Origin of the sequence: Pseudomonas sp. 1D4, from assembly GCF_001728925.1 — a bacterium.
Classification (GTDB): domain Bacteria; phylum Pseudomonadota; class Gammaproteobacteria; order Pseudomonadales; family Pseudomonadaceae; genus Metapseudomonas; species Metapseudomonas otitidis.
In genome coordinates this window covers 1-19177 of record NZ_LXJQ01000077.1, presented here as the reverse complement: position 1 = coordinate 19177, position 19177 = coordinate 1, and the positions used below count along the sequence as shown (strand labels likewise).

Genomic DNA, 19177 nt, shown 5'->3' with positions numbered 1-19177 from the left:
ACCGTCGGCGTTGTAGGCCACGGTGACCTTTTCCGCACCGCCGGCGTGTTCGCTGGAGATGGCCCGGCCCTGGTCGTCGTAGGTCCAGGTGGCGTAGCGGATGCCGCGTTCGTCGGTGATGCCGGTGAGGAAGCGGGGGTACTGGGTGTTCTCGTAGAGGAAGCGTCGCGTAGTCGTGCTGCCATCCAGACTTTTCTTCAGCCCGATCAGCCGCTTGCGGATGTCGTATTCGTACTGTACAGAGGTGCCAGGCGCCTCGAGTGTCAGTGGTTGCTGCCGGGTGTCCTGTGTAAAGCCGAGGCTCTGCCCGGTATCACTGGTAACCGTCACCAAAGCGTCGTTGTAGCTGAGCACGAGGCTGCGGCCTTCACCATCGGCCTGCCTTTTCAGGCGGCCCTGGGCATCGAAGTGGAACTGCTCCTGATTCGCCGAGGCGTAAAACCAACCGTCCGCAGCCGGCGACAACGTGCCGAACTCATCGGAGGACGCCGTGACTGTATTGCCAGAGCGCGCGAACTCCACCTCCCGCCCATCCGCCAGGATCAAACGCAGGCTCGTCGTCCCAATAACCAAACGGGTTGAGTACGTGTGCCGCCAGTAGCCGTCGAAACTGTTGTACCGCCGCTCGAAACGCAGCAGCGGAGCAGTGTTGCTCTGGTAGTCCAACTCAGACTGGTACTTGTTGCCGACAGCCGTATTGATGGGATTGCCGTGGCAGGAATTCGTCGGCGGCATGCCCTTGTTCTTGCTCTGGATAAGCTCCGGGTCGTAGGTGATGGTCATCGTGTCGCTGGCTGAACACCCTCCCACGCGGCCACTGACGAACAGGAAATTCTGCCCAGGCCGCAAAGTGACGCCCACTCCGCGCCCCTGGAGGAATGAGACGGCCGCCGTGAAAGACCCCGAATAGTTGAAGAATGGCGAACCGTTGAGCGTCGCCGTCACGGTGCCGTAGTCCCCTTCCTTGGCATCGGCGCCACCGACACCATAGACCGTGATCGCCGGGCTTCTGACCGTGGCGCCTTCACCGGGGGATGTGAAGCTGAGGGTGCAGGCCTGGGAGGCCAAGGGGGCAAGGCCGATAGCAACGGCCAGGCTGAGATAACGCATGCGTCCTTTCTCCTTGCGTGAAGGGTTCTCGTCCGTGGAGCCGCAATGGTAGACCGGGCACAAGGCTTTAGATTGAGGAAAGGCCCGCACCTCCTGTGCGAGACGTCCGAATGCTAATGACCGTATTCCTCCCCCACCTCGAAATACTCCACAGGCTCCATCCGCACATAGCGCAGCGCGGCGGTGGCCTGGTGCTGGGCGTAGAGGGGCGCGGCGAAGTAGGCGACCAGCAGGGTGCGGCGTCGGCTGCCGAGGCGGTTGAGGCTGCCGGCGTGGATCAGGTCGGCGTCGAAGACGAGGATGTCGCCCGCCGAGCCGCTCAGTTGAATCGCATGGGATTCGTCGTCGAAGTCGACGGGAGGCGCTGCCAGGTCGGGGCGGTGGCTGCCGGGGATGAGGCGGGTGGCGCCGTTGTCGGGGCCGTAGTCGTCGAGGAAGACCAGGGCGTTGACGGTGTCGCCGGGGCGCTCGGCGGAGAAGTCCCGGTGCAGCCGCTGCCTGCCGCCATTGGGCAAGGGTTCGCGCCCTTCCACCTGGGCGAGGAAGAAGCGCTCGCCGATCAACGCGCCCACCACGGCGAGCAGCGCCGGCAGGCGGCACACCGCGCGGACGCCGGGGTCGAGGTCCAGCAGCGCGTGCTGCCAATCCAGGCCGCGCGGCACCGGCCACTCGGCGGAGGGTTTCACCCCGGCGTCGAAGGCGCTGCGCAGGCCTTCCAGCCAGTCGGCCGGCACCGCCCCGCGCAGCAGCGCAAAGCCATCCCGGTGAAGCTGTTCGTGGTCGATCATGGCGTGCTCGATGTCCCTATCGGTGGCCGTGGATGAGGATGATCCGGTGCGGCGCATGATCAACCGATCCGCGCCCCACCGGCATTGATCACCGTCAGAAGATGGACCAGCCGATCCGTGCGGAGAGTTCCTCCAACGCCGCCATGCCGGCCACCGAGTTGCCGGATGCGTTCAGCTCCGGCGACCAGACGCACACGGTGAACTGCCCCGGCACCACGGCGACGATGCCGCCGCCGACGCCGCTCTTGCCTGGAAGGCCGACGCGGTAGGCGAAGTTGCCGGCCTCGTCGTAGAGCCCGCTGGTGGCCATCAGCGCGTTCACCTGGCGGGTCTGTCGGGCGCTCAGCACGGTTTCGCCGCTGTGCACGTTGACGCCCTCGTTGGCCAGGAAGCTGAAAGCCCGCGCCAGGTCGGCGCAGCTCATGCACAGCGCGCAGTGGTGGAAGTAGCTGCGCAGCACCTCCTCCACGTCGTTGTGGAAGTTGCCGAAGGACTTCATCAGGTAGGCCGCTGCGGCATTGCGCGAGCGGTGTTCGTACTCCGAGCGCGCCACCACCGCATCCGACACCACCTCCGGGTTGCCCGAGAGGCGCCGCACGAAGTCGCGCATGGACAGGCTCGGCGCGGCGAAGCGCGACTGGTTGATGTCGCAGATCACCAGCGCCCCGGCATTGATGAAGGGGTTGCGCGGCACGCCACGTTCGAACTCCAACTGCACCAGCGAGTTGAACGGCTGCCCTGATGGCTCGTGGCCCAGGCGTTCCCAGATGGCCTCGCCGGAGTGCTGGAAGGCCTGCACCAGGCTGAACACCTTGGAAATGCTCTGGATGGAGAACGGCAGATGACCATCACCGGCGGTGTAAAGCTGGCCGTCGTTGCCGTACACGGCAATGCCCAACTGATTGGGGGCGACCCGTGCCAGGGCCGGGATGTAGTCGGCGACCTTGCCGGTGCCGATGAGGGGGCGTACGTGATCGAGGATGTCGTCGAGCAGGGCTTGCATCGTGAGAGGGTCCGAACGAGTAACCAAGCGGGTCAGGAATAAGCGCTAGACGACGGATTCGCCGCGCACAACACAGCGCCGTCGCAAATACCGCGACAGGATCGCAGGCGCCGCCCCTACCCCTCCAGCAGCCGGTAGCCGACGCCGGCCTCGGTGACGATGAAACGCGGTGCGGCCGGGTCGTCGCCGAGCTTCTGCCGCAGGTGGCCCACCACCACCCGCAGGTAGTGGGTGTCCTCGACATGGGTGGGGCCCCAGATGTCCTTGAGCAGTTGCTGCTGGGTCACCACCCGCCCGAGGTGCCGCGCCAGCTGGGCGAGCACGGCGTACTCCTTGCGGGTCAGGGCCACCTCCTGGCCGTCCAGGGTGACGCGGCGGTAGGCGAAATCCAGGTGCAGCGGGCCGCTGCTCACGCTGGCCTCCTGGGGCTCGCCGCCGCCCTGGCGCAGCAGCACCCGCACCCGGGCGAGGAATTCCTGGATGCCGAAGGGCTTGGTCACGTAGTCGTTGGCCCCGTTGTCCAGCGCCAGCACCTTCTCGCCCTCGCTGGCCCGCACCGAGAGCACCAGCACCGGCACCTGGGACCACTGGCGCAGCTCGGCCAGCACGGCCTGGCCGTCCATGCCCGGCAGGCCGAGGTCCAGCACCACCAGGTCGGGCCGGCCGAGGGCTACCTGGGCCAGGCCCTCGGTGCCGTTGGCGGCTTCGAGCACCTTGTGCCCCTGGGACGCCAGGCTGATGCGCAGGAACTTGCGGATCTGTGCTTCGTCGTCGATGACCAGCACGGTTGATTGGGGGGTCGTCATGGGTGATTCATCACATCGATTGCCAGTCCGGCTCGCATCCTTGTGGGAGCGAATTCATTCACGAAGGACGGCCCCGCCGTCCCTTTCCGCCAGCGCCCCGCCATCACTCTTCCTCCAGCACCGGCTGCGGGTGCAACGGCAGGTGCAGGGTCAGCGTAGTCCCCCGACCATCCAGCCCCTCACCGACGCTGACGCGGCCACCGTGGGCGCCGACCATGCCCTGGCAGATGGCCAGGCCCAGGCCGGTGCCCTGCCCGCCTCGGTCGCCCCGGGCGGCGGTGTAGAACATGTCGAAGATGCGCTCGCGCTCGGCCACCGGGATGCCGGGGCCTTCATCGCTGACCGCCAGGCGCAGTTCGTCGTCGCCCGCCTCCACCGCCACCCGCAGGCGGCCACCCGTGGGCGAGAAGCGCGCGGCGTTCTCCAGCACGTTGACCAGCGCCTGCTCGATGAGTGCTGCGTGCACGTAGAGCAGCGGCAGCGCCTCGGGCACCTGCGTCTCCACCTTCAGTGGCGCCAGCACCGGGCGCAGGCGTTGCAGGGCACTGGCGACGATGTCCACCGGCGCCACCCAGTCGCGGGCCAGCTTGAGGCCGCCGTGGCCCAGGCGGGTCATGTCCAGCAGGTTCTGGATGTAGCGATCCAGGCGCTCGGCCTCATCGCGGGTGCCCTCCAGCAGCTCGCGGCGGTCCGCCAGGGGGATCGCCTCGCCCAGGGCCAGCAGGCTGTCGATGGAGCCGCGCATGGCCGTCAGCGGCGTGCGCAGGTCATGGGAGACGGACGCCAGCAACGCGCTGCGCAACTGCTCGGTCTCGCCGTGCAGGCGCGCGGCCTCCAGGTCCTCCGCCAACTGGGCGCGGGCCAGGGCCTGGGCCAGCGGCTGGCCGAGGGCGGCCAACAGGCGCCGGCGCTCGGCGGACAGCGGCTGGCCGTCGCGCGGTGCCACGCCGAGCAGGGCCAACGGGCCGTCCTCGCCGCTCAGCGGCAGCCACCACCAGCGCCCGCCCGGCAGCGTGCCGGTGCCCAGGCCGGCACTCTGTTCGTGCTGCCAGGACCAGTCGGCGGCGGCGCGCTCCTGGTCCGCCAGCAGGCGCTGCACGCCGGCTTCGATCTTCCACAGCCCGTCACGGCCACGGCCCAGCAGGCACACCTCCAGGTCGTTCCAGGCCTCGAACTGCTGAGTGGCCGCCTTCATCACCGCCTGGCGGTCGGTGGCGGCGGTGAGCTTGCGCGAGAGGTCCAGCAGCGCCGTGGTTTCCGCCTGGGTGCTGCGCAGGGCCTGCACCTGGCGACGCTGGCGCGAGGCGAGGTTGCCGGTGAGCCCGGCCATGAGCAGGAAGAACAGCAGGGTCAGCACGTCTTCCTGGCGGGCGATGGTCAGGGAGAACACCGGCGGGATGAACAGGAAGTCATAGGCCAGGAACGACAACCCGGCGCACACCAGCGCCGGGGCCAGGCTGCTACGCACCGCCACCAAAAGCACGGCGGCGAGGAACACAAGGGAAATGTTCGGCAGTGCCAGCACCAGATGCGCCCCCCAGGCGATGCCGCTGGCAGCCAGCACCGCCCCCAGCGCCAGGCCGTAGTCGCCCGCCGGCACGGGATCGCGGCCATTGGGCGCGGGGCGGGCGTCCGGGTCGGTGTCGAGCACGCTGATCTCCAGCCCCTGGCCATGGCGCAGCAAGCGCTCCGCCACGCCCCGGCCCAGCCAGCGACGGCGCAGGCGCTGGCGGCTGCGGCCCACCAGCAGCAGGCTGGCGCGGCGCTCGCGGGCGTGGGCCAGCAGGGTCGAGGCCACGGCCTCGGCACGCAGGGTCACCACCTCCCCGCCCAGGCGCTCGGCCAGTTGCTGGGCGGCCTGCAGGCGGGCGCGGCTGTCTTCGTTGCGGGTGCGGCCGGTGTCCACGTGCACCAGGCTCCAGGGCAGGTGGCGGCGCTCGGCCACCCGGCAGGCATGGCGCACCAGGCGCTCGGCCTGGTCGTCGCCGTCCACGCCCACCAGCAGGCGGCCGCGCACCGGCGGTGCCTCCTGGCCTTGCAGGCGATAGCGCCGCGCCAGGTCGGCATCCACCCGCGCGGCAGCGGTCTGCATGGCCAGCTCGCGCAGGGCAGTGAGGTTGGTCTGGGAGAAGAAGGCGTCGATGGCCGCGCGGGCCTGTTCCGGCACGTAGACCTTGCCTTCGCGCAGGCGCTCCAGCAGCTCGCGGGGCGGCAGGTCGATGAGGAGGATCTCGTCCGCCTCCTGCAGCACCCAGTCAGGCACCGTCTCGCGCACCTGCACGCCGGTGATGTCGAACACCTGGTCGTTGAGGGCCTCCAGGTGCTGCACGTTGACCGTGGTGTACACGTCGATGCCGGCGGCCAGCAGCTCCTGCACATCCTGCCAGCGCTTGGCGTGGCGGCTGCCGGGGGCGTTGCTGTGGGCCAGCTCGTCCACCAGGGCCAGGCGTGGCGGGTGGGCCAGCAGGCCGTCCAGGTCCATCTCGGTGAGCGGCACGCCCCGGTACTCCAGGCGCCGCTGGGGTTGTTGCGGCAGGCCGGCGAGCATCGCCTCGGTCTCGCTGCGGCCGTGGGTCTCCACCACGCCCACGCGCAGGTCGACGCCCTGGCGCCGTTGCGCCTGGGCGGCCTGGAGCATGGCGTAGGTCTTGCCCACGCCGGGCGCGGCACCGAGGAAGACTTTCAGGCGGCCACGCCCTTCAGGGGGCAGTTCGGCCAACAGCGCGTCCGCGCGGCCGGCATCACTCATTCGGGCATCTCGTTCAGTCTCAGGTTGAGGGCCAGGACGTTGACCACCGGCTCACCGATGGCCGGCCGTTCGGTGTAGCGCTCCACCAGGCGCTCCAACTGCTCGGGCGGCAGATGGCGGGCGGCGGCGATGCGCGGGATCTGGTAGCGCGCGGCGGCCGGCGGCAGGTGCGGGTCGAGGCCGCTGCCGGAGGTGGTCACCAGGGCCATCGGCACCGGGCCCTGGGCGTCGGCCAGCAGGCGGTTGGCGTCCTTGTTGATGCGCTCGGCCAGGGCCGGGTTGCTCGGCGCCAGGTTGCTGGCCCCGCTGGACACGGTGGCGTAGTCGCCGGCGGAGGGGCGCGGCTGGAACCATTGCGGGCCGTCCACGGGTTGGGCCAGCAGGCGGCTGCCGCGCACCTCGCCCTGGGCATCGCGCACCAGGCTGCCGTTGGCCTGCTCGGGGAAGGCCACCTGGGCAATGCCGGTCACGGTGAGGGGGTAGGCGACGCCGGTAATCAGGGTCATCAGGGCCAGGAGGCTCAGGGCGGGTCGAAGTTGCGAAAGCATATTCAGTTCCTCGATGGAAAGCGAAGGCGAACGGGGGCGGGTCCGCCGGCCCCCGATCTTCCCCAGGGGGGTGGGGAATGGCGTCAAACCAGGCCGATGACAGTCAGCAGCACGTCGATCACCTTGATACCGACGAAGGGCGCCACCAAACCGCCCAGGCCGTAGATCAGCAGGTTGCGGCGCAGCAGGCTGGCGGCGTCCGCGGCCTGGATGCGCACCCCGCGCAGAGCCAGGGGGATCAGCGCGATGATGATCAGCGCGTTGAACACGATGGCCGAGAGGATGGCGCTCTGCGGGCTGTGCAACTGCATCAGGTTGAGCACGCCCAGCTGCGGGTAGATGCCGGCAAACAGCGCGGGGAGGATGGCGAAGTACTTGGCCACGTCGTTGGCCACCGAGAAGGTGGTCAGCGCGCCACGGGTCACCAGCAGCTCCTTGCCCACCTGCACCACGTCCAGCAGCTTGGTCGGGTCGGAGTCCAGGTCCACCAGGTTGGCGGCCTCGCGGGCGGCCTGGGTGCCGTCGTTCATCGCCAGGCCCACGTCGGCCTGGGCCAGCGCCGGGGCGTCGTTGGCGCCGTCGCCGCACATGGCCACCAGCTTGCCTTCGCCCTGCTCGAAGCGGATGCGCGCCAGCTTCTTCTCCGGCGTGGCCTCGGCGATCACGTCGTCCACCCCGGCTTCGGCGGCAATGGCGGCGGCGGTCAGCGGGTTGTCGCCGGTCACCATCACGGTGCGGATGCCCATGCGGCGCAGCTCGGCGAAGCGGTCACGGATGCCGGGCTTGATCACGTCCTTGAGGTGGATGGCACCCAGCAGGCGGCCATCGGCAGCCACCAGCAGCGGCGTGCCGCCGCCCTGGGCGATGCGTTCGACCTCGCGGGCGAGCATCTCCGGCATGCCGTCGCGCTCCATGCCGACCCAGGCCAGCACCGCGTCCACGGCGCCCTTGCGGTAGCTGTGACCGTTCCAGTCGGCGCCGGAGAGGCGCGTCTCGGCGCTGAAGGCGATGGCGGTGACGGCCTCGCGGGCCGGCTCCTCCAGGGTGTTGAGCGCGCGCAGGTACTCGACGATGGACTTGCCTTCCGGCGTATCGTCGGCCAGGGAGGCCAGCAGCGCCGCGTCGGCCAGTTCCTTGCCGCTGACACCGGGGGCCTTGACCATCGCGCTGCAGCGGCGGTTGCCGAAGGTGATGGTGCCGGTCTTGTCCAGCAGCAGCACATGCACGTCCCCTGCCGCTTCCACGGCACGGCCGGACTTGGCGATGACGTTCAGGCGCACCAGGCGGTCCATGCCGGCGATGCCGATGGCCGAAAGCAGGCCGCCGATGGTAGTGGGGATGAGCGTCACCAGCAGCGCCACCAGGTACACCAGCGGCAGGTCACCACCGGCGAAGCGGGCGAAGGGCTGCAGGGTGGCCACCACCAGCAGGAAGATCAGCGTCAGGCCGATGAGCAGGATGTCCAGCGCCACTTCGTTCGGCGTCTTCTGCCGGCGCGCGCCTTCCACCAGGGCGATCATGCGGTCCAGGGTCGACTCGCCAGGGTTGGCGGTGATCTTCACCAGCAGCCAGTCCGACACCACGCGGGTGTTGCCGGTGACGGCCGAGCGGTCGCCGCCGGACTCGCGGATCACCGGAGCGGATTCACCGGTGATGGCGGCCTCGTTGACCGCCGCGATGCCTTGGATGACCTCGCCGTCACCGGGGATCAGCTCACCCGCCTCGACGCGGACGATATCGCCCCGGCGCAGGCTGCTGGCCGGCACCGTCTCGAAGGCACCGGAGGCCGTGCGGCGACGGGCACCGAGGCCCTGGCTGCCGGCCTTGAGGCTGTCGGCGCGGGCCTTGCCACGGCCTTCGGCCAGGGCCTCGGCGAAGTTGGCGAAGAGCACGGTGAACCACAGCCACAGCGCGAGCTGCAGCGCCAGGCCGAGGGACACCGCGGGGTTGGGGATGAAGCAGAGCACGGTGGTCAGCACCGCCGTCAGCTCCACCACCAGCATCACCGGCGAGCGCTTAAGCTGGCGCGGGTCGAGCTTGACGAAGGCCTGCACCAGCGCCGGCTTCCACAGCGCGGCGACGGTGGTGGCGGAGGGTTGCTTGGCGCCGGCCTTGGGCGCCTTCAGAGGGGCGTTCATCATGGTTCTCCGTTAGAAGCCCTGGAGCTGCGCGAGGTGTTCGGCGACGGGCCCGAGGGCCAATGCCGGGAGGAAGGTCAGGCCGCCCACCAGCAGGATGGTCAGGGTCAGCAAAGTGACGAACAGCGGGCCGTGGGTAGGGAAGCTGTCGGCGCCGACCGGCGCGCGCTTCTTCGCCGCCAGGCTGCCGGCGATGGCCAGCACCGGGAGGATGTAGCCGAAGCGTCCGAGCAGCATGGCCAGGCCGATCATCACGTTGTGGAACACCGTGTTGGCCCCAAGCCCGGCGAATGCCGACCCGTTGTTGGCGGTGCCCGAGGTGTAGGCGTACAGCGCCTGGCTGAAGCCATGGGCGCCCGGGTTGGTGATGGACGCCGCCGGGCCCGGCAGGCTCACCGCCAGGGCGCAGAACACCAGCACGCCCACCGGCATCACCAGCAGCGTGGCCACCAGCAGGCGCACCTCGCGGGCCTCCAGCTTCTTGCCCAGGTATTCGGGGGTGCGGCCGATCATCAGGCCGGCGAGGAACACCGCGATCAGCACGAACAGCAGCATGCCGTAGAGGCCCGCGCCGACGCCGCCGAAGATCACCTCGCCGAGCATCATGTTGAACATCGGCACCATGCCGCCGAGGGCGCTGAAGCTGTCGTGCATGGCGTTCACCGAGCCGTTGGACGCGGCCGTGGTGGTCACCGCCCAGAGTGCCGATGCGGCGGTGCCGAAGCGCGCCTCCTTGCCCTCCAGCGAACCCACCTGCTCGATGGGCAGCGCGGCCAGGGCCGGGTTGGGGCGGAACTCCGCCCACAGGGTGACGCTGAGGCCGACGGCGAACAGCACCAGCATGCAGGCCAGCAGCGCGCGGCTCTGGCGCAGGTCCTTCACGTAGTGGCCGAAGCTGAACACCAGCGCGGCGGGGATCAGGATGATCGACGCCACCTCGAACAGGTTGCTCCAGGCGCTGGGGTTCTCGAACGGGTGGCTGGAGTTAACGCCGAAGAAGCCACCGCCGTTGGTGCCGAGCTGCTTGATGGCGATCTGGCTGGCCGCCGGGCCGAGGGGGATGACCTGGTCGGTGCCGCCCAGGGTCTTGGCGCTGACATAGTCGGCGAAGGTCTGCGGCACGCCCTGCCACACCAGGAACACCGCCAGCAGCAGTGCCAGCGGCAGCAGCGCGTAGAGCGTGCCCCGGGTCAGGTCGACCCAGAAGTTGCCCAGGTCCCGCGTGCTGCGCCGGGCGATGCCACGGGCCAGGGCCACCAGCACGCACAGGCCCACCGAGGCGCTGACGAAGTTCTGCACCCCCAGGCCGACCATCTGGCTGAAATAGCTCAGGCTCGCCTCACCGCTGTAGGCCTGCCAGTTGGTGTTGGTGATGAAGCTGGCGGCGGTGTTGAACGCCAGGCTCCATTCCAGCCCCGGCAGATGCTGCGGGTTCAGCGGCAACAGGTGCTGCTGGGTGAGGATGGCGAACAGCAGCACCAGCCCGGCGGCGTTGAATGCCAACAGCGCCAGGGTGTAGGTCTTCCAGTCGTACTCGCGCTGCGGGTCGACGCCGGCGATGCGGTAGCACAGGCGCTCCACCGGAGCGAACAGCGGGGTCAGGAAGGTGCGCTCACCCTCCATGGCGCGGTAGATGTAGCGCCCGATGAAGGGCGCCGGCACCAGCACCAGGAGGAAGAAGGCCAGGATCAGGCCGTAGTCCTGTACGTCCATGGCGCCCCCTAGCCACGCTCGGCGCGCAGCAGCGCGACCAGCAGGTAGATGAAAAGCCCCGTGGCCATGGCCAGGGACAACCCGTCGAGAATGCTCATGTGTAGTGCTCCGTGATGCGGACGGCGCCGCTTTGGGCGAATTCTCGACAAGGGGGGCGTAAAGGAACGAGCCACGGAAGGGCCTGGCGGCATAAAGATCGCGTAAAGAAGTGGGTCAAGTACCCGTCTGCCGGACTCCCAGCGCCTGGGCAGCACGCCGCGCTGACGCGAAGCGAGGAAGGCTCGGGCAGGGACAGTGCCCTTCAGGCGGGCGAGCCATGGGAGTCGGCAGAACGCGTCGGAAGCGGAGCGCTCCACCCGAAGTCCTGCGCCCCCGACCGTCCACCGCCTACCCCCTCCCACGCCCGCTGCCGAGTGCCAAAACGCCCCCGGCATGATCCATCCCGGCAGCGCGGAAACACCCTGCCGAACCACCCGGTTCGGACCCGTCCGAAAATGCCCCGGCTTCTTTTACAGCGGCCCGAGGCCATGCCTACCATCAGCTCGCCGGCAACCAACCCTCCCACTGAACGATCACCAGCCACAGGCTGGCGAGCCCGCGCGCCTTCGGGCGGTGCAGGCTCAGGAGTGCTTTATGCCGAGCTTCAAGATCAACCCCATCTGCCGAGGCATCTGCCTCTGGGCAGCCTCACTGGGCACCCTGGCGGCCCTGCCGGTGGCAACGGCCACTGCGGCCGATCCCGTCACCGCCCACCACGCCAGCGCCACGCGGGAAGTCACCCTCACTGGTCAGTTCATCGACCTGCAGGCCCTCAAGCCAGGCACGGCGCGCAGCGGTGTCGCCGCCCTGGGCACCGAGCAGTTGCGCCAGGAGGCAGGGCTGAGCCTGCTACGCACCAGCGTCGAACCCAGCGAGAGCCAGCCCGGGCTCAACGTGTACGTCGGCCAGACCCTGGGGGCGGCTCGCAGCCTCTCGGGCCCTGGTGAGTTCTTCCTCGCGGCGCGGGACGACGGCAGCTTCGTCGCCCTGCTGCCCGAGGCCAACGTCATCATCCGTGGCTCGGCCGATGGCGAGCAGGTGCTGACCCGCTTCGACGGCGCCCATGCCTTCAACCCGAATCAGGTCGACTACGTCGAACAGGTGCTCGAAGAAGTCCCCGGCATCCTCGAGGAGCGCGGCAAGCGCAGCCTGCTGGTGGACCGCAACCCGACCGGGGAGATCGTCATCGACCTGCTGGCCGGCTTCTCCAGCGAGGCCGCCAAATTCATCGGCGACCACGAGGCCTTCGCCCTGACGCTGGTGGCCTCCGTCAACCGCAACCTCAAGCAGTCCCAGGTCGAGGGTGTGCGCCTGCGCCTGGTCGGCACCCAGGTGGTACCGGGGGACTACCCCATCACCACCGGCAGCCTGGCCCAGGTATCCACCCTGTTCCGCGACGGCATGCGCCAGTACAGCCCCGACCTGGTGGCCGGCTTCGTCAAGGGCACCCCGGGCGTCGACACCGCCGTGGGCTGGGCCTACGTTGGCGGGCGCTACTCGATCAACTACATCAACTCCCCCACCGTGTTCCGCCACGAGGTGGCCCACAACGCCGGCGGCAGCCACTGCCCGGACGGCAAGAGTCACCGCTTCGGCTACAACAACGGCCGGGTCGGCACCATCCTCTGCGGCAACCAGGTGCCCTTTTACTCCAACCCGGACCTGCGCGACGTGCAGGGCATCCCCCTCGGTGACGCCAGAACGGCCAACATGGCCAGGGTCTGGCGCGAGAACGCGGCACGCATGTCAGCCTACAGCCCGGCGGTGATCCCGCTGGCCGAAGAGATCAAGCACGAGGTGCTGAACGAGCGGGTCAACCTGGCCAAGGGCCAATGGCGCAACTTCGTCATCGACGTGCCCGAAGGCACCCGGCGCCTGGTGGTCGGTACCGCACAAGGCGAGGGCTACGACAGGACCAGCGGCCGTTCCCAACTGCTCCTGCGCCGCGGGGCCCAGCCCAGCGCAACGGCGTTCGACGCCCGCTCCGGGGAAAATCACCTGCCCTTCCTGGCACTGGACAACCCCACTCCGGGCCGCTGGCACCTGGCCGTCCGTGCGGAAACCAACCGCCCGGTGGAAGACCTCTACCTGGACGGCGCCCTCTACGCCGCCACCCAGGACACCGCCCAGGCGCGCTACCTGAAGCTGGTGGCCGAGTCCTCCATCGACGGCAAGGAGCGCGCCAGCGCCGCCGAGCTGCACCTGGCGGACGCCCAGGGCCGGCTGCTGCCCCGTGACGGCTGGCGGGTGCACGCCGTCAGCAGTGCCGTCCCTGCCTCTGCAAGCGGCGCGCACGCCATCGACGGCAACACCGGCTCCTACTGGACCACCGTGCCCGGTGACCGCTACCCCCACCACATGGTCATCGATCTGGGTGGCACACAGCGCTTCTCCAGCCTCAACTACCTGCCCCAGCAGGTGCGCGACATGGAGGGCAACATCAAGGGCTACCGCATCTACGGCAGCGACAATCCCAACGGCAACTGGACACTGCTCGGCCAGGGCGAATTCAGCGCCAGCAACGAGGCACAGGCCGCCCCGCTGAAACCGGAGGACGGCGGCAAGCCGCCGGTGGTAGTGGTCCAGGGCCCGGCCGTGGCCGAAGCCGGCCAGCAGGTGCAACTGGATGCCTCCGGCTCCAGCGATCCCCAGGGCAGCGCGCTGAGCTACAACTGGTCCGTGGCCCCGGCGCTGGACTTCGACATCGACGGCCCGCGTCTGACCTTCAAGGCACCGGAGCACAGCAGCGACACCCGCTACCGCTTCAGCGTGACGGTCAGCAACGGCAAGCAGACCACCACCCGCGTGCATGAGCTGCTGGTCAAGGCCGCCAGCGGCGCCGGCGCCACCTGCGAAGCCACCTGGCAACCCGGCACCGAGTACCTGCAGGGCCACAAGGCCCAGTGGAAAGGCCGCCTGTACGAAGCCCGCTGGTGGACGCGCAACAACGAGCCCGGCACCCCCGCCTCCACCGGGGCGGACGGCAGCGGCAAGGTCTGGCGTGACCTGGGACCCTGCGAGGCCAACGGTACGCCCGAGCAGCCGCCGGTGATCCTGCCGCCGGTACCCACCATCAGCGGGCCGGCGGATGCCAAGGCCGGTGACCGCGTGCAGCTCAGCGCCGCCGGGTCGACAGACCCGAACGGACTGAACCTCAGCTACCGCTGGAGCGTGAGCCCCGCCCTCGCCTTCCAGAGCGACGGCGCCGGCCTCAGCTTCACCGCACCGCGCCTGGACAAGGACGCCGACTACACCTTCACCCTCACCCTGGGCAACGGCCACCACGAAGTGACCCGCACCCACAAGGTCCGGGTGAAGGCCGAGGCCGGCCAGCAACCAGGTACCTGCGCCAAGCCCTGGAGCACGTCGGGCACCTACGTAGCGGGCAACACGGTCACCCACAAGGGTCGCACCTACACCGCCCGTTGGTGGACCAAGGGCAACGAGCCCGGCAACCCGGCCTTCACCGGTGCCGACAACACCGGCAAGGTCTGGCGTGACGAGGGCGCCTGCCGGTAAAACCCAACCCCGCCAAACGAAAGAGGCCGCCCACCGGGCGGCCTCCTTCTTTACGCAGCAGCGGGTTACTGCTGCAGTTCCTGCTCGGTGAACAGACCGTCGAAGAGCATGGTGGACAGGTAGCGCTCACCCGAATCGGGGAGGATCACCACCAGCGTCTTGCCCTGCATCTCCGGCTTCTCGGCCAGGCGCACGGCCGCGGCCATCGCCGCCCCGCAGGAGATGCCGCAGAGGATGCCTTCCTCACGCATCAGGCGCTGGGCCATGGCCTTGGCCTCCTCGTCGCTGACCTGCTCGACGCGGTCGACGATGGACAGGTCCAGGTTCTTCGGCACGAAGCCGGCACCGATGCCCTGGATCTTGTGCGGGCTGGGCTTCACTTCGTCACCGGCCAGTGTCTGGCTGATCACCGGCGAGGTCACCGGCTCCACCGCCACCGAGAGGATCGGCTTGCCGCGCTGCTGCTTGATGTAGCGGGAAATGCCGGTGATGGTGCCGCCGGTGCCGACGCCGGCCACCAGCACGTCGATGGCGCCGTCGGTGTCGTTCCAGATCTCCGGGCCGGTGGTCTTCTCATGGATGGCCGGGTTGGCCGGGTTCTCGAACTGTTGCAGCAGCAGGTACTGCTCGGGGTTGCCGGCGGCGATCTCGGCCGCCTTCTCGATGGCGCCCTTCATGCCCTTGGCCGGCTCGGTGAGCACCAGCTCGGCACCCAGGGCCTTGAGCACCTTGCGCCGCTCCAGGCTCATGGAGGCCGGCATGGTGAGGATCAGCTTGTAACCCCGCGCCGCCGCGACGAAGGCCAGACCGATGCCGGTGTTGCCCGAGGTGGGCTCCACCAGAGTCATGCCCGGGCGCAGGCGGCCGCTCTCTTCCGCGTCCCAGATCATGCTGGCGCCGATGCGGCACTTCACCGAATAGGCCGGGTTGCGCCCCTCGATCTTGGCGAGGATGGTCACGCCCTTGGGGCCCAGGCGGTTGATCATCACCAGCGGCGTGTTGCCGATGGCCTTGGAGTTGTCTGCGTAGATGCGGCTCATGAACCGGTCCTCGAAGGTGGCGGGTCGATGGGAGAAAGTGATCCAGCCTATGCCCAGGTGCCTCGGCCGTCCAGCCGAACCGAATGGCGCAACCAGCTCGACAAACTGCTGCCCGTCACCCTCAACGAACTGCGGGTGCTGGATGGCCGCTTCGACTTCCGCCGGGGCCAGGGCGATCTGGTGATCGAAGCCCGCGCCGACAACGCCCGGCTCAGCGGCTGCATCGAGCCACTGCTGCACGATGTGGACGTGTTCGATTGGCGCCAGGACGTGGAGAACGAGGACAAGGGCGTGCTCCGCGCCCTCTGGGAAGCCCTCGTCAGCGGCGGCGAGACCCTGCTGAAGAACCAGCGCCGCGACCAGTTCGCCACCCGCGTGGAGCTCAGCGGCAACGTGCACCAGCAGGACGTCAGCGCCTTCCAGGCGTTCATCGCCATCCTGCGCAACGCCTTCGTCGAAGCCTTCACCCCGCGCTCCGAACGTGCCCCGTCCGAGCGCGATGACGCCGCACGACCCACCGGAGGACAGGGCGCCGCCGCCACGACGAACTAGGCTTCAAGAGCGTGACCGCCCATTCAGTGACTGAATGCCCCGTCTGCGTTCACAGTGCGCCGGGGCTCACGCTATAGTCGGCGCCTCCACCTGATACCGCGCGCCCGGCACTGCCGGTCGTTACCGTTCGAGGATTACCTGATGAAGTTCGAAGGCACCCAGTCCTACGTCGCCACTGACGACCTCAAGCTCGCCGTCAACGCAGCGATCACCCTGCAACGCCCGCTGCTGGTCAAGGGCGAACCGGGCACCGGCAAGACCATGCTCGCCGAGCAGTTGGCCGAAGCCTTCGGCGCCAAGCTGATCACCTGGCACATCAAGTCCACCACCAAGGCGCACCAGGGCCTGTACGAGTACGACGCGGTGAGCCGCCTGCGCGACTCCCAGCTCAACTCCGACAAGGTCCACGACGTCCGCAACTACATCAAGAAAGGCAAGCTCTGGGAGGCCTTCGAGGCCGACGAGCGCGTGATCCTGCTGATCGACGAGATCGACAAGGCCGACATCGAGTTCCCCAACGACCTGCTGCAGGAACTCGACAAGATGGAGTTCTACGTCTACGAGACGAACGAGACCATCAAGGCCAAGCAGCGCCCGATCATCATCATCACCTCCAACAACGAGAAAGAACTGCCGGACGCCTTCCTGCGCCGCTGCTTCTTCCACTACATCGCCTTCCCCGACCGCGAGACGCTGAAGAAGATCGTCGACGTCCACTACCCCAACATCAGCGGCGAGCTGGTGGCCGAGGCGCTGGACGTGTTCTTCGACGTGCGCAAGGTCCCGGGCCTGAAGAAGAAGCCCTCCACCAGCGAACTGGTGGACTGGCTGAAGCTGCTGATGGCCGACAACATCGGCGAGGCCGTGCTGCGCGAGCGTGACCCGTCCAAGGCCATCCCACCGCTGGCCGGCGCCCTGGTGAAGAACGAGCAGGACGTGATGCTGCTCGAACGCCTGGCCTTCATGGCGCGCCGCGCCAGCCGCTGAGGCTGCGATGGATCTGGAGCGGATCAGGCGCAAACGCCAGAAGAACGTTCAGGAGCAGGCCCTGCTCCGGCGTGAGGGGCTGCGACTGACCGCCGAGTACTACCGCAACCAGCCAGACAAGGTGCCCCGCGTGCTGTTGCAACACCCGCAGGCACAGGGGATCGACTGGAGCCGCGCCATCGTGGTCGACCTGCATATCGAGCAATACGGTGGTCATGGACTCAGCGGCCTGCTGCTGACCCAGGACTGCCGGTTCATCGAATTCGACCTCGATACCAACGAGGACTGCTCCAAGCTGGATGCCGAGGGCCGCAACCATTGGCATGACATGACCGAGCAGACCTCAACGTCCCGCCACCACCGCGGAACGGGTGTCAGCGACGGTGCCTGGGCCCTGGAAATCCAACGTCAGCTCAACGGAGAGGCCAGCGACGATGCATAACGGCAGTTGCCTGTGCGGCGCGGTGAAGTACCAGATCGACGCGCCCATCGAATCCGCCACCCATTGCCATTGCGGCCAGTGCCGCAAGGGCCACGGCGCGGCCTTCGCCAGCTACGGCAACGTGCGGCGCGAGCACTTCCGCTTCACCGCAGGGCAGGACCAGGTGGCCGCGTTCCACTCCTCCCCCCACGTGACCCGGACCTTCTGCCGCCAGTGCGGCAGCAACCTGCAATGGTTCGCCGACCACCCGCACCCCAAGTGGGTCTCGGTGGCCCTGGGCACCCTGGACTCGCCCCTGGGTAACGTCCCGCAGAAGCACATCTACACAGAATCCAAGGCCGACTGGTACGCCATCGCCGACGGCCTGCCCCAGGAATCCCGTTCCTGAGGCCCCACCGCTAGCAAGAGGGTGCAGCCATGCTGCTCAACCTGTTCAACGAAATGCGCGCCGCCAAGGTGCCGGTCTCGGTCCGCGAACTGCTGGACCTGATCAACGCGCTCAAGCACAACGTCGTCTTCGCCGACATGGATGAGTTCTACTACCTCGCCCGCACCGTGCTGGTGAAGGACGAACGCCACTTCGACAAGTTCGACCGCGCCTTCTCCGCCTACTTCAAGGGCCTGGAGAACCTCAACGAGCACATCGAGGCGCTGATCCCCGAAGAGTGGCTGCGCAAGGAATTCGAGCGCCTGCTCACCGACGAAGAGCGCGCGCAGATCCAGTCCCTCGGCGGGCTGGACAAGCTCATCGAAGAATTCAAGAAGCGCCTGGAAGAACAGAAGGAACGCCACGCCGGCGGCAACAAGTGGATCGGCACCGGCGGCACCAGCCCCTTCGGCTCCGGCGGCTTCAACCCCGATGGCATCCGCGTCGGCGACGCCGGCAAGCGCCAGGGCAAGGCCGCCAAGGTCTGGGACCAGCGCGAGTACAAGAACCTCGACGACCAGGTGGAACTGGGCACCCGCAACATCAAGGTCGCCCTGCGCCGCCTTCGCAAGTTCGCCCGCGAAGGCGCAGCGGAAGAGCTGGACCTGGACGGCACCATCGACCACACCGCCCGCGATGCCGGCCTGCTCAACATCCAGATGCGCCCCGAACGGCGCAACACCGTGAAGCTCCTGCTGCTGCTGGACATCGGCGGCTCCATGGACGCCCACGTGAAGGTCTGCGAAGAGCTGTTCTCCGCCTGCAAGACCGAGTTCAAGCACCTGGAGTACTTCTACTTCCACAACTTCGTCTACGAGTCGGTGTGGAAGAACAACCTGCGCCGCACCTCCGAACGCACCTCCACCCAGGACCTGCTGCACAAGTACGGCGCCGACTACAAGGTGGTGTTCGTCGGCGACGCCGCCATGGCCCCCTACGAGATCACCCAAGCCGGCGGCAGCGTCGAGCACTGGAACGAAGAGCCGGGCTACGTGTGGATGAAGCGCTTCATGGAGAAGTACAAGAAGCTCATCTGGATCAACCCCTACCCCAAGGACACCTGGAACTACACCGCCTCCACCGGGCTGGTGCGGGAGCTGATCAACGACCAGATGTTCCCCCTCACCCTGCAGGGGCTGGAGGAAGGGATGCGGTTTCTCTCCAAGTGAAAAAGAATGGTTCATCGCGTCTTTCCGGGGAAGGCAGCCTTGATTTTCAGGAAGAAATACGCCGAGTCCCGGAAACCGTAGGCCATGCGCTTGATGACCTTGATGCGGTTGTTCACCCCCTCCAGGACACTGGTGTTCATGTGGAAA

16 protein-coding genes and 1 pseudogene are annotated in these 19177 nt (G+C 68.2%); 6 read left to right on the top strand and 11 right to left on the bottom strand.

The window, feature by feature from the left end; translation table 11 throughout:
- The 9 genes from A7D27_RS25550 to A7D27_RS28170 all read right to left on the bottom strand — a co-directional run.
- A partial coding sequence (locus tag A7D27_RS25550) for a DUF6531 domain-containing protein (RefSeq protein WP_069566524.1) occupies positions 1-1110 on the bottom strand: 1110 nt, incomplete at its 3' end.
- 113 nt (positions 1111-1223) lie between these two features.
- Entirely contained in the window at positions 1224-1898 is a 675-nt protein-coding gene (locus tag A7D27_RS25545) for a phytanoyl-CoA dioxygenase family protein (protein WP_069563540.1), read from the bottom strand.
- A 94-nt stretch (positions 1899-1992) separates the two neighbouring features.
- Positions 1993-2901 carry a glutaminase B gene (glsB, locus tag A7D27_RS25540; protein WP_069566523.1) on the bottom strand — a complete coding sequence of 303 codons (909 nt, stop codon included), beginning with the start codon at positions 2899-2901 and terminating at the stop codon, positions 1993-1995.
- Between the two features lie 116 nt (positions 2902-3017).
- A complete protein-coding gene (locus tag A7D27_RS25535) occupies positions 3018-3707 on the bottom strand; it encodes a response regulator (protein WP_069566522.1) in 690 nt (229 codons plus the stop codon).
- 103 nt (positions 3708-3810) lie between these two features.
- On the bottom strand, positions 3811-6456 hold the full coding sequence (locus A7D27_RS25530) for a sensor histidine kinase KdpD (RefSeq protein WP_069566521.1): 2646 nt from the start codon (positions 6454-6456) through the stop codon (positions 3811-3813).
- Positions 6453-7004: a potassium-transporting ATPase subunit KdpC gene (kdpC, locus tag A7D27_RS25525; RefSeq protein ID WP_069566520.1), complete on the bottom strand. Its 552-nt coding sequence runs from the start codon at positions 7002-7004 to the stop codon at positions 6453-6455. Before kdpC ends, A7D27_RS25530 begins: the two co-directional genes overlap by 4 nt.
- Before the next feature lie 83 nt (positions 7005-7087).
- A complete protein-coding gene (gene kdpB, locus A7D27_RS25520) occupies positions 7088-9142 on the bottom strand; it encodes a potassium-transporting ATPase subunit KdpB (protein ID WP_069563535.1) in 2055 nt (684 codons plus the stop codon).
- A gap of 12 nt (positions 9143-9154) precedes the next feature.
- The gene (gene kdpA / locus A7D27_RS25515) at positions 9155-10855 is read right to left on the bottom strand and encodes a potassium-transporting ATPase subunit KdpA (protein WP_069566519.1); all 1701 of its coding nucleotides are present in this window, start codon (positions 10853-10855) and stop codon (positions 9155-9157) included.
- A gap of 8 nt (positions 10856-10863) precedes the next feature.
- Positions 10864-10953, bottom strand: coding sequence for a K(+)-transporting ATPase subunit F (locus tag A7D27_RS28170; protein WP_069566518.1), 90 nt, complete (start codon positions 10951-10953; stop codon positions 10864-10866).
- A 535-nt stretch (positions 10954-11488) separates the two neighbouring features.
- On the opposite strand from A7D27_RS28170, the gene A7D27_RS25505 reads away from it, so the two are divergent.
- Positions 11489-14413, top strand: a complete 2925-nt coding sequence (locus tag A7D27_RS25505) for a carbohydrate-binding protein (RefSeq protein WP_069566517.1) — start codon at positions 11489-11491, stop codon at positions 14411-14413.
- Between the two features lie 65 nt (positions 14414-14478).
- On the opposite strand, the gene cysK is transcribed toward A7D27_RS25505, so the two are convergent.
- Complete coding sequence (gene cysK, locus A7D27_RS25500; protein WP_044409315.1) at positions 14479-15453, bottom strand: cysteine synthase A; 975 nt, start codon at positions 15451-15453, stop codon at positions 14479-14481.
- 144 nt (positions 15454-15597) lie between these two features.
- On the opposite strand from cysK, the pseudogene A7D27_RS27565 reads away from it, so the two are divergent.
- The 5 genes and pseudogenes from A7D27_RS27565 to A7D27_RS25475 all read left to right on the top strand — a co-directional run.
- Positions 15598-16005: pseudogene (locus A7D27_RS27565) on the top strand (hypothetical protein); the annotation flags it as partial.
- A 141-nt stretch (positions 16006-16146) separates the two neighbouring features.
- Entirely contained in the window at positions 16147-16992 is an 846-nt protein-coding gene (locus A7D27_RS25490) for a MoxR family ATPase (protein ID WP_044409321.1), read from the top strand.
- Positions 16993-16999: 7 nt separating this feature from the next.
- Positions 17000-17434, top strand: a complete 435-nt coding sequence (locus A7D27_RS25485; protein WP_069566516.1) for a hypothetical protein — start codon at positions 17000-17002, stop codon at positions 17432-17434.
- A complete protein-coding gene (locus A7D27_RS25480; protein WP_069566515.1) occupies positions 17427-17822 on the top strand; it encodes a GFA family protein in 396 nt (131 codons plus the stop codon). Before A7D27_RS25485 ends, A7D27_RS25480 begins: the two co-directional genes overlap by 8 nt.
- 29 nt (positions 17823-17851) lie before the next feature.
- Positions 17852-19030 carry a VWA domain-containing protein gene (locus A7D27_RS25475; RefSeq protein WP_069566514.1) on the top strand — a complete coding sequence of 393 codons (1179 nt, stop codon included), beginning with the start codon at positions 17852-17854 and terminating at the stop codon, positions 19028-19030.
- 11 nt (positions 19031-19041) lie between these two features.
- Here the strand turns inward: A7D27_RS25475 and A7D27_RS27560 are convergent.
- Positions 19042-19177, bottom strand: a 136-nt coding sequence (locus A7D27_RS27560) for a transposase (RefSeq protein WP_139134190.1), incomplete at its 5' end; no start/stop codon positions are given.